We start from the raw sequence: 13,996 nt of genomic DNA, 5'->3' as shown, positions 1-13,996 counted from the left end.
CGCGCCCACCCGATTGTGAAACGACCGGCATGGGGTAGGAAATGTTCAGCCTGTTGCAACAGACCGCGCCTGTCGTGGTCGAACACTCAGAAACGGTGGTCTCCACCGAGACCGCCCAGGTGGCGGCGCACGGTGCCGACGCGGCCCATGTCGCTACCGCTGCGGATGCGGCACATGGCGCCAGCAGCGCCGGCATGCCGCAGCTGGATATCAGCACCTTCGGCAACCAGATCGTCTGGCTGCTGCTCGTGCTGGCCGCGATCTACTGGGTCCTGTCGCGCGTGGCCCTGCCGCGCATCGGCGGGATCATCAGCGACCGTCAGGGCGCCATTACCGGCGATCTGATGGCGGCCGAGGAATTCAAGCAAAAAGCCAAGGACGCGGAAGCGGCCTATGACAAGGCGCTTGCCGACGCCCGCGCAGAAGCCAACAAGATCATCGCGGCGAACAAGGCCGAGATGCACAAGGAACTGGATGCCGCCATCGCTCACGCGGATGCGGAAATCGCAGCGCGCTCGGCCGAGTCCGAGAAGCGTATCGGTGAAATCCGCGCAACCGCTGTCGAGGATGCTCGTGCCGTCGCCCGCGACGTGACCGAGTCCCTCGTGCAGAATTTCGGTGGCTCGGTTGACCAGAACCTGATCAACGATGCCGTCGATCAGCGGCTGAAGGGGGCGCTGCAATGAAACGTCTGAGCCTTCTTTTCGTCCTGATGGCCAGCCCGGCCTTCGCGGCTTCGGGTCCGTTCTTCTCGCTGCGGAACACGGATTTCGTCGTTCTGCTGGCCTTCCTGCTGTTCGTCGGCATCCTGGTTTACTACCGGGTGCCGCAACTGATCGGTGGGCTTCTGGACAAGCGCGCCGAAGGCATTCGCAATGATCTGGCCGAGGCCCGTCGCCTGCGCGAGGAAGCCCAGGAGATCTATGCAAGCTACGAGCGTCGTCAGCGCGAGGTGAAAACCCAGGCCGCCGACATCGTCGCCAATGCGAAACGCGAAGCCACGCTCGAGGCCGAAAAGGCCAAGAACGCGTTGAAAGTCTCGATCGAACGTCGCCTGAAGGCGGCCGAAGACCAGATCTCCAGCGCCGAGGCTGATGCCGTTCGCGCCGTGCGTGACCGTGCGATCCAGACGGCCATCGCGGCTGCGGCCGAGATCCTTGGCAAGCAGGGCTCTGCTGCTCAGCGTAGCGCCGGCATCGACAAGGCGATCGACGACGTGGCGAGCCGCCTGAACTGAATGAACGAACAGGGCCGTTAAGGCTCGTCGGGACTGTGGTCTGACCCCGGATGGCAACATCCGGGGTTTTTCCATGTCCAAGCCCCACCCATGAAAAAAGGGCCGGTGCAGACCGGCCCTTTCGGAATGTCGCCGTTCCGCCTTAGCGGTTCGGGATGATCAGGATCTCGACGCGGCGGTTCTGCGCGCGACCCGAAGCGGTGTCGTTCGACGTGACCGGGGCGCTTGCGCCGCGACCAGTGGTCGTCAGGCGCGAGCCAGATACGCCGCCCGCCGACAGGATGCCCGAGACCGAACGTGCACGACGCTCGGACAGGTCTTGGTTGTAGGCAGCCGAACCGGTGCTGTCGGTATGGCCGATGACCTGCACGCGGCTGTTCGGGTATTGGTTCAGGTTCTGCGCGATCGTGTACAGGTCGTTCTGGCCCTGCGCACCGACGGCAGCCGAATCCGTCGCGAACAGCGTCGATTCCGGCATCACCACGGTCAGGTAGCTGCCATTGTTGACGATGCGGATATTGGGGTTGTTCAGCGACTGCTGCAGGGCTTTTTGCTGCTGGTCAAGGATCGAGCCGCCGACCGCGCCGGCCGTGGCGCCGATGACCGCGCCCTTGATGGCATTTTCACGGCTTTCGCCGGCGCCGACCAGTCCGCCGACGACCGCGCCTGCGATCGCGCCCTGCTGGGCCTTGCTCATGCCCCCGGTCGTGGGATTCCCATAAGGATCGGTGGTGGTGGCACAGGCGCCAAGCGCCAGCACACCCGACGCAGCCAGAAGCAGCGAGATACGTGTTTTCATTTTTATAGCCTTTCCTTCAGGGGCGATCCGCCGTCGCCTGTCCTAACGACTGCCGGCCTCTCCCAAGGCCGGGCTGATGCCCAAACGTGGGGAACATGACACGGGTTCCGGGCCAACTCCACAGGAATGCATGATAAATCCGTGATCTTGCCGAAAAATCGGGCCGTGTTCCGGGTGCCAGCTTTCGCTGCGTTCCACCGTTCGGCGCTTGAACTGTGAAGCGGCTCGGGGCATCTGGTCGCTATGGCCCGCTCAGCTTCATCCCGCATGTCCCAAGCCCTGCCTTATTCGACGCAGGTCGAGATCTTTTCCCGCTTCCGCGAGGCGAACCCCGCCCCGGTGACCGAGTTGGAATATGTGAACGCCTTCACCCTGCTGGTCGCCGTGGCGCTGTCGGCGCAGGCGACCGATGTGGGGGTGAACAAGGCGACCAAGAACTTGTTTCGCCGGGTGACGACACCGCAGCAGATGCTGGAACTGGGCGTCGAGGCGCTGACCGAGGAAATCAAGACCATTGGCCTGTTCCGCCAGAAGGCCAAGAACGTCATCGCCCTGTCGAAGCGTCTGGTCGAGGAATATGGCGGCGAGGTTCCCCAGTCCCGCGCCGCGCTGATGACCCTGCCGGGCGTCGGTCGCAAGACCGCGAATGTGGTCCTGAACAGCACCTTCAATTTTCCGGCGCAGGCGGTCGACACGCATATCTTCCGCGTCGGCAACCGCACCCGCATCGCACCGGGCCGCGATGTCGATACTGTGGAACGCGCCATCGAGGACAATGTCCCCGTCATGTTTCAGCAGAACTGCCATCACTGGCTCATCCTGCATGGCCGCTACGTCTGCCAGGCGCGGCGTCCCCGCTGCATGATCTGCCCCATCCAAGACCTTTGTCCCTATGAGGAGAAGACCGAATGACGACCCCCTATGTGATCGGGATCGGCAATGCCATCATGGACGTGATCGCGCCGACCTCTGATGCCAGCCTTGGCCGTCTGGCCATCGAAAAGGGGATCATGCAGCTGATCGACCGCGAACGGTCCGAGTTCCTGATGGCCGCGCAATCCGCCGATGCCGAGGCGTCCAAGGCCCGGCTGGTTCCCGGCGGTTCGGTCGCGAACACGCTGGCGGGGATCGGCATGATGGGTCTGCGCACCGCCTTTATCGGGCGCGTCGCGGGCGATCCCTTGGGTCTTTCCTATGCCGAGCAGACCGAGGCCGCTGGCACGGTCTTCGTCAATCCGCCGCTGGCCGGAGAGGTGCTGCCGACCTCGCGTTCGATCATCTTCGTCACGCCCGATGGCGAGCGGTCGATGAACACCTATCTCGGGATTTCCGCCGAGCTTGGGGCCGAGGATGTGAACCCGGCCACTTTCAGCGGCGCGGATTGGCTGTTCCTTGAAGGCTATCTGTTCGACAAGGACATGGGCAAGGCCGCGTTCCTGAAGGCTGCTGACGCCTGCCACAAGGCGGGCGGTCAGGCTGGGATTGCGCTCTCGGACCCGTTCTGCGTCGACCGCCACCGCGACGGCTTCCGTCGTCTGATTGCCGGGCCGATGGACTATGTCATCGGCAATGTCCATGAATGGACTTCGCTTTATCAGGTCACCGATCTGGACGAGGCGCTTCGTCTGGCATCGGCGGATTGCGGCACGGTGATCTGCACCCGCTCGGGCGAGGATGCGATCCTGATCCGTGGGGATGAGCGGGTGACGGCTCCGGTTCACCGGGTCGTGCCAGTCGATGCGACCGGGGCGGGGGACCAGTTCGCGGCGGGGCTGATCTATGGCTTAGCGACCGGGGTGCCGCTGGCCGTGGCCGGGCGGATGGGCTGCATCGCTGCGGCCGAGGTCATCAGCCATGTCGGCGCACGTCCGGAAGGCGACCTGAAGGCGGCCTTCCGCGCGGAAGGGCTGATCTGATCCGCCGCCTTCCGTGATGGAATTGGGACAGAGGTTCGCACCTCTGCCCCTTTCTTTTGTCAGGCGGCGACTTTGCCTGCGCCGAACTTGCCGTAGAAGCTTTCGCCCTTGGCGGCCATGTCGCTCAGCAGCTTGGGCGTGGCAAAACGCGGGCCGAATTTCGCGGCAAGCCCATCGGTGATTTCCGCCGAACGCGCCGCGCCCATGATGTCGAGCCAGCTGAACGGGCCGCCCGACCACGGCGCGAAGCCCCAGCCAAGGATCGCCCCGACATCGCCTTCGCGGATGTCTTCCAGCACGCCTTCCTCAAGCGCGCGGACGGCTTCCAGCGACTGGATGTACATCAGGCGGTGCTGGATCTCGGTCAGCTCGGGCTGGGTATCGGCCTCGGGCCATGCCTGCGCGATCCCGGACCACAGACCCTGCCGCTTGCCCGCTTCGTCATAGTCATAGAAGCCGGCCTTGGATTTGCGGCCCAACCGGCCCGCATCGGCCAGTTTGAAGATCACCTCATCGACCGCGCCATCGGGATAGGCATCGCCCATTGCCGCGCGCGTCGCCTTGGCGATCTTGACGCCCAGATCGATCGAAGTCTCATCCACCAGTTGCAGCGGACCCAGCGGCATCCCCATCATCTTGGCGGCATTTTCGATCAGCGTGGGGCTGACGCCCTCGGCCACCATGCGGATGCCTTCGTTGATATAGGGGATGATGCAGCGGTTGGCGTAGAAGAAGCGCGCGTCATTGACGACGATGGGCGTCTTCTTGATCTGGCGGACGAAATCCAGCGCCTTGGCGACGGCGCGGGGGCCGGTCTGCTTGCCCTTGATGATTTCGACCAGCAGCATCTTGTCCACGGGGCTGAAGAAGTGGATGCCGATGAACTGCTCGGGGCGCGCGCTGGCCTTTGCAAGCCCGCTGATCGGCAGGGTCGAGGTATTGGTGGCAAAGATCGCGTCCTCGGGGATCACCGCCTCGGCGCGCTTGGTGACCTCGGCCTTGACCGAGGGGTCCTCGAACACGGCCTCGACGATCAGGTCGCAGCCTTGCAGCGCCGCGTAATCGGTCGTGGCGGTGATGCGGGCCAGAACCTCGGCCTTCTTCTCTTCGCTGGCTTTCTTGCGGCTAATTGCCTTGTCCAAAAGCCCGGTCGAGTAGGACTTGCCACGATCGGCGGCCTCTTGGGCATTGTCGATCAGAACGACCTCGATGCCCGCCATGGCGCTGACATAGGCGATGCCCGCACCCATCATGCCCGCACCGATAATGCCGACCTTTTTCACCGTCTGGTCGGGGGCTTCGGGACGGTTCGCGCCTTTTTCCAGCGCTTCCTTGTTGATGAACAGGCTGCGGATCATCGCCGAGGAGCTGGGGTTCATCAGCAGGTTGGTGAACCAGCGCGCCTCGATCTTGAGGGCAGTGTCAAAGGGCACCAGCGCGCCTTCATAAACCGCCGACAACAGGGCCTTTGCCGCCGGATAGACACCCATGGTCTTGCCATGGATCATCGCACTTGCGCCGACGAAGGTCATGAAGCCCGCCGGGTGATAGGGCTCGCCGCCGGGCATCTTGTAGCCCTTGGCGTCCCACGGTTTCACCAGATCGGCATCGGTGGCCTTCAGCACCCATTCGCGGGCGGCGGCCACAGGATCGGCCGCGACCTCATCGATCAGGCCAGCGGCCTTGGCCTTGGCGGGGTCCGACAGCTTGCCTTCCAGCAGGAAGGGGGCCGCGGCCATCGCGCCAAGTTTGCGGCTCAGGCGGGTGGTGCCGCCGCCGCCGGGGAAGATGCCGACCATGATCTCGGGCAGGCCGATCTTGGCCTTCGGGTTCTCGGCGGCAAAGATGCGATGCGTGGCCAGCGGCAGTTCCAGACCGATCCCCAAAGCGGTTCCGGGCAGGGCGGTGGCGATCGGCTTGCCGCCCTTCTTGGTCTTGAAGTCCATGCCGGCCAGTTCGATCTTGCGCAGCAGATGGTGCAGGCCCATCACGCCGTCGAACACGCCCTGTGCGCCGCCCTGCTTCATGCCGGCGATGACGTTCAGGTCCATCCCCCCGGCAAAATCCTTCTTGCCCGAGGTGAGGACCACGCCCTTGACATCAGCGTCGGCCAGCGCGTCGTCGATCAGCGCGTTCAGCTCCGCCGCGCCCTTCATGGTCAGCACGTTCATCGACTTGCCCGGCAGGTCCCAAGTGATGATCGCGACGCCCTCGGCGTCCTTCTGCATGGTGAAATCGGTCATTCTGTCTCTCCCTTCGGCGCGAGGTCACGGGGTCCGGTCCAGTCGCTGCCGTCATGATAGGTGAAGCGGGGCTTTTCGCCCTCAAGCACGAGTTTCAGGTCCACGTCGGAATAGGTGCAGACCTCATCCGCGGCCTTGCTTCCGACGATCAGGAAGCTGGCCGGGGCGTCCGAGCGGTTGATGAAGCGGTGGCCATTGGGCGCACCCGCTTTCCACGCGGCGCAATCGCCGGGAGCCATGGCAGTCTCACCCTCATCCTCGACCAGCACCAGTGCGCCGGTCAGGACGATGGCGAATTCGTCCTCGCGCAGGTGCCAATGGCGCAGCGAGGCGACCGCCTTGGGTTCCAGCGTCACGATATTGACCCCGAACTGGGTCAGCCCGGCAAGCTGGCCCAGCCGCAGGGATGAGCGCCCCTCCATCTGGGCGGCATAGGGCTCGGGATAGATCGAGCCCGTCTTGCGCGGGGCCTGACCAAGATCGAGCTTGGGCATCACACCCTCTCGATGATGGTGGCGGCACCCATGCCGGACGCGATGCAGAGCGTCGCAAGGCCGATGTTCTTGTCCTGACGTTCCAGTTCATCCAGCAGCGTGCCGATGATGATCGCGCCTGTCGCGCCCAAGGGATGGCCCATCGCGATCGAGCCGCCATTGGGGTTGATCAGCGCCGGATCGACTTGGAAGGCCTGCTGGAAGCGCAAGACGACCGAGGCAAAGGCCTCATTGACCTCGAACAGGTCGATGTCGCTGATCGACATGCCGCTGTCCTTGAGGATCTTTTCCGTCACCGGAACCGGGCCGGTCAGCATGATGGTCGGATCGGTGCCGATCTTGGCAGTAGCGCGGATGCGCGCGCGGGGCTTCAACCCGTAGGCCTTGCCGAACTCGGCATTCCCGATCAGCACGGCGGCGGCCCCGTCCACGATGCCCGAAGAGTTCCCGGCATGGTGGATATGGTTGATGTGATCCAGATGCGGGTATTTCAGCATCGCCACCTTGTCGAAGCCGGGCATCATCTCGCCCATGTCCTTGAAGCTGGCCTTCAGCTTGGCAAGGTCTTCGATGCTGGTGCCGGGGCGCATATATTCGTCGCGGTCCAGAATGGTCAGGCCGTTCTGATCCAGCACCGGCACGATTGACTTGGCGAAACGGTTGTCGGCCCAAGCGGCAGCGGCGCGGCGCTGCGATTCCACGGCCAGCGCATCGGCATCCTCGCGCGAGAAGCCGTATTCGGTGGCGATAATGTCGGCCGAAATGCCCTGGGGCACGAAATAGGTGCCAAAGGTCAGGCTGGGGTCGACGGCAATTGCCGCGCCGTCGCTGCCCATGGCCACGCGGCCCATCATCTCGACGCCGCCCGCGATATAGGCCTGACCCGCGCCGCCTTTCACTTGGTTCGCGGCGAGGTTCACGGCCTCCATGCCAGAGGCGCAGAAGCGGTTGATGGCAAGGCCAGGGATGGATTCGTCGAGATTGGACGCCAGCACCGCCGAGCGCGCCAGACAGCCGCCCTGCTCCTTGACTTGGGTGACATTGCCCCAGATCACGTCCTCGACGGCATGGCCTTCCAGCCCGTTTCGTTCCTTGACGGCGTTCAGAAGCCGGGCAGAAAGCGCGACCGAGGTGACTTCGTGCAGGCTGCCGTCGGGGCGGCCCTTGCCGCGCGGTGTCCGGGCGGCGTCATAGATATAAGCGTCGGTCATGCGTCCTCCTTCGCGGCCCGGTCGGCAGGATTGCCGGGCATCAGGTCATAGGGGTGTTTCCAGCCGGGCTGCGTCTGAATGCGCATCAGCCAGGCATCGAGATTGGGCCATTCGGCACGGTCGAAACCGAACGGCTCGGTATAGAAAAGATAGCCGCAGCAGGACAGGTCGGCGACGGTCAGGGCATCGCCCGCCAGCCAGTCGCGGCCTGAAAGATGGGTATCGAGGGTCTTCAGCGCCGCGCGTACGCGGCCCTGCATGAAGGCGATCACTTCGGCGGGGCGCTTTTCTGGCGGCAGAAAGTTCATCAGGAAGCGCAGCGTCCCGAATTGGCCCGACCCCTTATGGTTGTCCCAGAACAGCCAGCGCAGGATCTCGTTGCGGTCGCCATCAAGGAAGCGTCCGGTCCTTTCGGCCAGATGCAGCAGGATGACGCCCGATTGGGTCAGCGCCTGGCCGTCCTCGATAAAAACCGGGGCCTCGCCCATCGCGTTCAGCGCGCGGTATTCCGTGCTGCGGGTCGCGCCGCCGAAGAAATCCACAAAGATCGGCCGCCAGTCATAACCGGCAAGCTGCATGAACAGCGCCACTTTGTAGGAATGGCCGGATTCTCCGAAACAATGAAGCTCTGCCGTCATTGGCCCTCTTTCGCAGGTATCGCGGATGTCGCGGTTGCAGTTGGGTATTTTTGAAACGGAGAAATCGTTAGGCGTTTGTTAACCGACCGGCGCTAGCGTGGGCGTCGCGGTACAGGCTGGGGAGCCGATGACCGCAAACGGAGAAGTCGCCCCGGATATCCGGCAGTGTCTGCCCGATGATCCGGGGTCGACACCTCACGACTTCTTCGTTTCTTAAATACCCATGCTGCGCCTTCAGTTGGCGTTACGGTTCAGAACTGGTCCTCGGCCAGTGCCATGACCGGCTCGCTGCCGGTACGGATCCGCGCCAGATGGGTTGCGGTGGCCGGAAGCTGGCGGCTCATGTAGTAGCGTCCCGTCGCGATCTTGCTTTGATAGAAGTCGCGGTCGGATGCGCCGGATGCAAGGGCCTGACGGGCGGCAGCCGCCATGCGGGTCCAGACCAGGCCAAAGGCGACATGACCGAACAGGTGCATGAAATCGTAAGACCCGGAGAGTGCCGCGTTCGGATTTTTCATCCCTTGTTCGACGAAATACATCGTCGCCGTCTGCAGGTCCTTCGACGCGGCCTTGAGCGGTTCAAGGAAGCCCGCGCGCAGGTCCTCATCGGCTTCATGGGCCTTGATCGTGCCTTTGACCAGTTCAAAGAAGGCCATCATCGGCTTGCCGCCATCGGCAGCCAGCTTGCGCCCGACAAGGTCAAGGGCCTGCACGCCATTCGCGCCTTCGTAGATCATGGTGATACGGGCGTCGCGGACGAACTGCGACATGCCGTGTTCCTCGATATAGCCATGGCCGCCAAAGACCTGCTGGGCCTGAACAGCGGTGTCGAAGCCCTTGTCGGTCAGGAAACCCTTGACCACCGGGATCAGCAGCGAGACCAGCGCCTCGGCCTCGGCGTCACCTGCCAGATGGCTGCGGTCGATCAGATGGGCGCACCATGCGATCAGGGCGCGGGCACCTTCGACGAAGCTTTTCTGATCCATCAGGTTGCGACGGATGTCGGGATGGACGATCAGCGGATCAGCCGGCGCATCGGGGCGGGCGGCACCGGTAATCGCGCGCCCTTGCAGGCGGTCGCAAGCATAGGCGACGGCGTTCTGATAGGCGGCATCGGCGACCGCGAGACCTTGCAGGCCGACGCCCAGACGGGCCTCGTTCATCATGGTGAACATGGCGCGCATGCCTTTGTGCAGGTCGCCCAGCAGCCAGCCCTTGGCACCGTCATAGTTCATCACGCAGGTCGAGTTGCCGTGGATGCCCATCTTGTGCTCAAGGCTGCCGACGGAAAGCGCGTTGCGGTCGCCCAGCGACCCATCCGCGTTCACAAGGAATTTCGGCACGACGAACAGCGAGATGCCCTTGGTGCTTTCGCCGCCGCCCGGTGCCTTCGCAAGGACCAGGTGGATGATGTTTTCCGACATGTCGTGATCGCCGGCCGAGATGAAGATCTTCTGCCCGGAAATCAGGTAGCTGCCGTCATCTTGCGGTTCGGCGCGGGTGCGCAGCAGACCCAGATCCGTGCCGGCATGCGGCTCGGTCAGGTTCATCGTGCCGGTCCATTCACAGCTGACCATCTTGGGCAGGTACATCGCCTTCTGCTCATCCGTGCCATGCGTGTGGATGGCCGAATAGGCACCGTGGGTCAGGCCCTGATACATGGTGAAGGCGACGTTGGCGGCCGAGAACAGCTCGCCCGTGGCGCAGCCGATGACCTTGGGCATGCCTTGGCCGCCAAATTCCGGATCGCAGTCCAGCGCGGTCCAGCCGCCGTCGCGCATCTGATCGAAGGCACCCTTGAAGCCCTCGGGGGTGCGGACGATGCCGTTTTCCAGCTTGCAGCCCTGCTGGTCGCCGATGATGTTCAGCGGCGCCAGCACTTCGGAGGCCAGTTTGCCCGCAGCTTCAAGCACAGCCTGGGTGAATTCCCGGTCCAGATCGGCATGACCGGCAAGATCCTGCTGCGAGATCTGCAGCAGATCATGCAGCACGAACTGGATGTCGCGGACGGGGGCGTTATAGGCAGTCATGTGTCCTCCGGGAATTCAGGCAGATTGGCGGTTGCCGGATTGCAGGTCTTGAAGCCACAGCTCGCCCTCGGCGATCTGCTGGCGCAGGTCGGTGATGGCGGCGGCCAGCTCGGTCTGCTGGCGCTCCATGTCGGATAGGCGTTCACGCGCGGTGTCGATGATCGCCCGTGTCTGGGTCACGTTGCGCTCGGCCGGGTCGTAAAGTTCCAGAAGCTGGCGGATCTGTTCCAGCGAAAAGCCGAAGCGCTTGCCGCGCAGGATCAGCTTCAGCCGGGCCCGGTCGACGCGGTTGTAAAAGCGGTTCAGACCGCGCCGTTCGGGAAAGATCAGCTCGCGTGATTCATAGAAGCGCAAGGTGCGTGGCGTGACATCATATTCGTCACACATTTCGCGGATGGTCATTGACCGATCGCTCATGGCCGTCCCTCCCCAAGGCTCCAGATGCTGTGAGGATGACTATATGCGCGGTTTACGTTCACGTAAGCTGCGACGTGGCGTCATAAGTTCAAGACCGGTTCCGGGCAAAGGAAAAGGCGACGCATCAGGGATGATACGCCGCCTTATCAATGTGTTGTGCATGGGGTGGTCGAAACGGACCTAGGCCGACTTCTGGTCGCCTTCGTCCATTTTATCCAGCAGGCGCAGGGTTTCGTCCCTGAGTTCGCCCAGATCGGTGATCGCATTATCGATCTCGGATCGCTGCTGGTTGAGCACCTCAAGCTGGCGATTGGCCAGGTCGACCCAGACGCGGTACTGTTCCTGCGTCCCTTTCTCGCCATAGATCAGCAGCCATTGCCGAATATCCTCAAGCGAGAAGCCGAAGCGTCGGCCGCGCAGGATCAGCTTCATGCGCGCGATCTCTCGGGCGCCATAGAAGCGTGAGCGGCCTTCCTTCTTGGGGCTGAGCAGCTCGATATATTCGTAATAGCGCAGCGTGCGCGGGGTCACGTCGAAACGTGCGCACATCTCTTTGAAACTGATGTAATCGTCGTCTGTCATGGAAGATCCCGTCAGGATTGAGCAGAGCCTAACCGAGGGTCGGCGCAAACTCAACCACGCGACGTCATGCCGACTTGTGACATATTGACCCGTAGGCCAAGCTGGCGCGAATCCATGAACTGCAAGGGAAAACGATGGCCAAGGAAACCACCGATCAACAGCAGCACCGCATTGCCCGCCAGTTCATCGAGGCCATTCCCCATGCCCGCGCCCTTGGCATGTCGCTGGACGAGTTGACGCCGGGCGGGGCGGTGATTTCCCTGCCGTGGAACCCGGATCTGGTCGGTGATCCGCGCAGCGGGGTGATCCATGGCGGCGTGATCTCGGCCTTGATGGATACCTGCTGTGGTGCGGCAGTGATGTCCCATCCCGAGGGGCCGAATGTCACCGCGACCATTGACCTGCGGATCGACTACATGCGCAGCGCCACGCCCCGGCAGGGGATCAAGGCCCGTGCCGAATGCTATCACGTCACCCGCTCGGTCGCCTTTGTGCGCGCATGGGCGATGGACGAGGACGAAACCCGACCCGTGGCATCCGCCACCGGGGCCTTTACCTGCGGGCGCTAAGATGATGGACCGCAACGAACCGCTGGCCGCGATCAAGAACCGCCGCAACACCACGCTGAACGCGCTGTTCGCCGGTGTGCCCTATATCCGCTGGCTGGGCATCCAGTTCGACCGCCGCGGGGATGAGCTGACCGCCATCCTGCCCTTTGACGAAAAGCTGATCGGCAATCCGATGCTGCCCGCCATTCATGGCGGCGCGACGGCGGCCTTTCTTGAAGTCGCGGCGATTGTCGAGCTGACATGGTCCGCGATCTGGGAGGATATGGAGCAAGGGCGTATCGCCCCGGATGCCGACGTGCCGGAAACCATGCCGCGCCTGCCCAAGACCATCGACTTCACCGTCGACTACCTGCGCTCGGGTCTGCCGCGCGACGCCTATGCGCGGGCCAAGGTCGTGCGCTCGGGGCGGCGCTATGCCAGCGTGCAGGTCGAGGCATGGCAGGATCAGCGCACCAAGCTGTTCGCGCAGGCGACCGGGCATTTCCTGATGCCGCAAAGCGACTGATACCATGACCGGGGTCGGGGCAGGGCGCGCGCTGACGCATCGCCGCGTTCTGGCCATTGCGCTACCCATCGTCATCTCGAATGCGACCGTGCCGCTGTTGGGGGCGGTCGATACCGGCGTCGTCGGCCAGCTGGGGCAGGCCGCGCCGATCGGTGCAGTGGGCATCGGGGCGGTGATCCTGACCTCGATCTACTGGATCTTCGGCTTTCTGCGCATGGGCACCTCGGGGCTGGTCGCGCAGTCGCATGGCGCGGGCGAGGTCGGCGAGACCGGGGCGCATCTGCTGCGGGCCTTGGCGATCGGACTGGCGGCGGGGCTGGGTTTCATCCTGCTGCAAGGCGCGGTCTTTGCCGCTGCCTTTCGCCTTGCCCCGGCATCCGACGAGGTCGAGGCGCTGGCCCGGCAATATCTCGCGATCCGCATCTGGGGCGCGCCAGCAACCATCGCGCTTTACGCCATCACCGGCTGGCTTATCGCGCTGGAGCGGACCCGCGCCGTGCTTGTCCTGCAACTTCTGATGAACGGACTGAACGTGGCGCTGGACCTGTGGCTGGTGCTGGGCCTTGGCTGGGGCGTGCCCGGCGTGGCGCTGGCCACGCTGATCGCGGAATGGTCGGGGCTGGCGCTGGGCCTGTGGTTCGCCCGCGATGCCCTGCGGTTGGGGCTGCGGCGGGGCGGGTGGCTGGCGGCACAGCGCCTGCGCGAGATGGCGCAGGTCAATGGCGACATCATGATCCGTTCGGTACTGCTGCAGGCCAGCTTCACCACCTTCATGTTCATGGCGGCGGGGCAGGGCGATGTCACGCTGGCCGCCAATCAGGTGCTGCTGCAGTTCCTGTCGATCACCGCCTTTGCGCTGGACGGCTTTGCCTTTGCCGCCGAATCGCTTGTCGGGCAGGCGGTCGGTGCGCGCCGTCCCGACCGGTTGCGGCGGGCGGCGTGGCTGACATCGCAATGGGGCGTCGGTGGCGCGGTCGGGCTGGCGCTGGTCTTTGGCTTTGGTGGTCCGGTGCTGATCGACCTGCTGACCACCGCGCCCGGCGTCCGGGCCGAGGCGCGGGAATATCTGCCCTGGGTGGTTGCCGCGCCGCTTTTCGGCATCGCGGCATGGATGCTGGACGGCATTTTCATCGGCGCCACCCGGACCCAAGAGATGCGCCGCGCGATGATCCTGTCGGTCGCGATCTATGTGCCGCTGCTGGTGCTGCTGCCACGGCTGTTCGGCAATCACGGGCTGTGGGCGGCGCTGATGGTTCTAAGCCTGCTGCGCGGGCTGACGCTGTGGCGGCTGTATCCGCGGGTCGAGGCTGCCGCCGGCTGACATGCGAACGCCCCGCGGAAACGGGGCGTTATCA

15 protein-coding genes are annotated in these 13,996 nt (G+C 64.0%); 7 read left to right on the top strand and 8 right to left on the bottom strand.

The annotated features are described in order from the left end of the window. Positions 1–41: 41 nt before the first annotated feature. Both IB235_RS01950 and IB235_RS01945 read left to right on the top strand, forming a co-directional pair. Positions 42–686, top strand: a complete 645-nt coding sequence (locus IB235_RS01950) for a F0F1 ATP synthase subunit B' (RefSeq protein ID WP_192335181.1) — start codon at positions 42–44, stop codon at positions 684–686. After that, positions 683–1,237: a F0F1 ATP synthase subunit B gene (locus IB235_RS01945; protein ID WP_155037928.1), complete on the top strand. Its 555-nt coding sequence runs from the start codon at positions 683–685 to the stop codon at positions 1,235–1,237. The genes IB235_RS01950 and IB235_RS01945 overlap by 4 nt, the downstream gene beginning before the upstream one ends. 142 nt (positions 1,238–1,379) lie before the next feature. Here IB235_RS01945 and IB235_RS01940 read toward each other — a convergent pair whose 3' ends face one another. Next, positions 1,380–2,036, bottom strand: a complete 657-nt coding sequence (locus IB235_RS01940) for an OmpA family protein (RefSeq protein WP_155037927.1) — start codon at positions 2,034–2,036, stop codon at positions 1,380–1,382. Between the two features lie 267 nt (positions 2,037–2,303). Here IB235_RS01940 and nth point away from each other — a divergent pair, with 267 nt between their 5' ends. Together nth and IB235_RS01930 are read left to right on the top strand one after the other, a co-directional pair. After that, a complete protein-coding gene (gene nth / locus IB235_RS01935; protein WP_192335178.1) occupies positions 2,304–2,948 on the top strand; it encodes an endonuclease III in 645 nt (214 codons plus the stop codon). Next, positions 2,945–3,952, top strand: a complete 1,008-nt coding sequence (locus tag IB235_RS01930) for an adenosine kinase (protein WP_192335175.1) — start codon at positions 2,945–2,947, stop codon at positions 3,950–3,952. Before nth ends, IB235_RS01930 begins: the two co-directional genes overlap by 4 nt. Positions 3,953–4,011: 59 nt before the next feature. On the opposite strand, the gene IB235_RS01925 is transcribed toward IB235_RS01930, so the two are convergent. The 7 genes from IB235_RS01925 to IB235_RS01895 form a co-directional block, all read right to left on the bottom strand. Then, positions 4,012–6,195, bottom strand: coding sequence for a 3-hydroxyacyl-CoA dehydrogenase NAD-binding domain-containing protein (locus IB235_RS01925; RefSeq protein WP_192335172.1), 2,184 nt, complete (start codon positions 6,193–6,195; stop codon positions 4,012–4,014). Beyond that, positions 6,192–6,689, bottom strand: a complete 498-nt coding sequence (locus IB235_RS01920) for a cupin domain-containing protein (RefSeq protein WP_155037923.1) — start codon at positions 6,687–6,689, stop codon at positions 6,192–6,194. Before IB235_RS01920 ends, IB235_RS01925 begins: the two co-directional genes overlap by 4 nt. Further along, positions 6,689–7,900 carry an acetyl-CoA C-acetyltransferase gene (locus tag IB235_RS01915; RefSeq protein ID WP_192335169.1) on the bottom strand — a complete coding sequence of 404 codons (1,212 nt, stop codon included), beginning with the start codon at positions 7,898–7,900 and terminating at the stop codon, positions 6,689–6,691. Before IB235_RS01915 ends, IB235_RS01920 begins: the two co-directional genes overlap by 1 nt. Further along, on the bottom strand, positions 7,897–8,538 hold the full coding sequence (locus tag IB235_RS01910; protein WP_192335166.1) for a glutathione S-transferase family protein: 642 nt from the start codon (positions 8,536–8,538) through the stop codon (positions 7,897–7,899). Before IB235_RS01910 ends, IB235_RS01915 begins: the two co-directional genes overlap by 4 nt. A 251-nt stretch (positions 8,539–8,789) precedes the next feature. Further along, on the bottom strand, positions 8,790–10,568 hold the full coding sequence (locus IB235_RS01905; protein ID WP_192335162.1) for an acyl-CoA dehydrogenase C-terminal domain-containing protein: 1,779 nt from the start codon (positions 10,566–10,568) through the stop codon (positions 8,790–8,792). A gap of 15 nt (positions 10,569–10,583) precedes the next feature. Then, positions 10,584–10,985, bottom strand: a complete 402-nt coding sequence (locus IB235_RS01900; protein WP_192335159.1) for a MerR family DNA-binding transcriptional regulator — start codon at positions 10,983–10,985, stop codon at positions 10,584–10,586. Between the two features lie 180 nt (positions 10,986–11,165). Then, positions 11,166–11,567 (bottom strand): MerR family DNA-binding transcriptional regulator, encoded by a 402-nt coding sequence (locus tag IB235_RS01895; protein WP_155037918.1) that lies wholly within the window; start codon positions 11,565–11,567, stop codon positions 11,166–11,168. 134 nt (positions 11,568–11,701) lie between these two features. Here IB235_RS01895 and IB235_RS01890 point away from each other — a divergent pair, with 134 nt between their 5' ends. Genes IB235_RS01890 through IB235_RS01880 form a run of 3 tightly spaced genes read left to right on the top strand, consistent with a single transcriptional unit; the run spans position 11,702 to position 13,962 of the window. Continuing rightward, positions 11,702–12,136: a PaaI family thioesterase gene (locus IB235_RS01890; protein ID WP_155037917.1), complete on the top strand. Its 435-nt coding sequence runs from the start codon at positions 11,702–11,704 to the stop codon at positions 12,134–12,136. A gap of 1 nt (position 12,137) precedes the next feature. Next, positions 12,138–12,641: a PaaI family thioesterase gene (locus IB235_RS01885; RefSeq protein ID WP_155037916.1), complete on the top strand. Its 504-nt coding sequence runs from the start codon at positions 12,138–12,140 to the stop codon at positions 12,639–12,641. A 4-nt stretch (positions 12,642–12,645) separates the two neighbouring features. Beyond that, positions 12,646–13,962, top strand: a complete 1,317-nt coding sequence (locus IB235_RS01880) for an MATE family efflux transporter (protein ID WP_192335156.1) — start codon at positions 12,646–12,648, stop codon at positions 13,960–13,962. Positions 13,963–13,996 lie beyond the last annotated feature (34 nt).

The sequence above is a fragment of the Paracoccus sp. PAR01 genome, from assembly GCF_014851995.1.
GTDB lineage: Bacteria > Pseudomonadota > Alphaproteobacteria > Rhodobacterales > Rhodobacteraceae > Paracoccus > Paracoccus litorisediminis.
The sequence above is the reverse complement of the archived record's forward strand: the minus strand, read 5'-3'. Positions and strand labels throughout refer to the sequence as shown.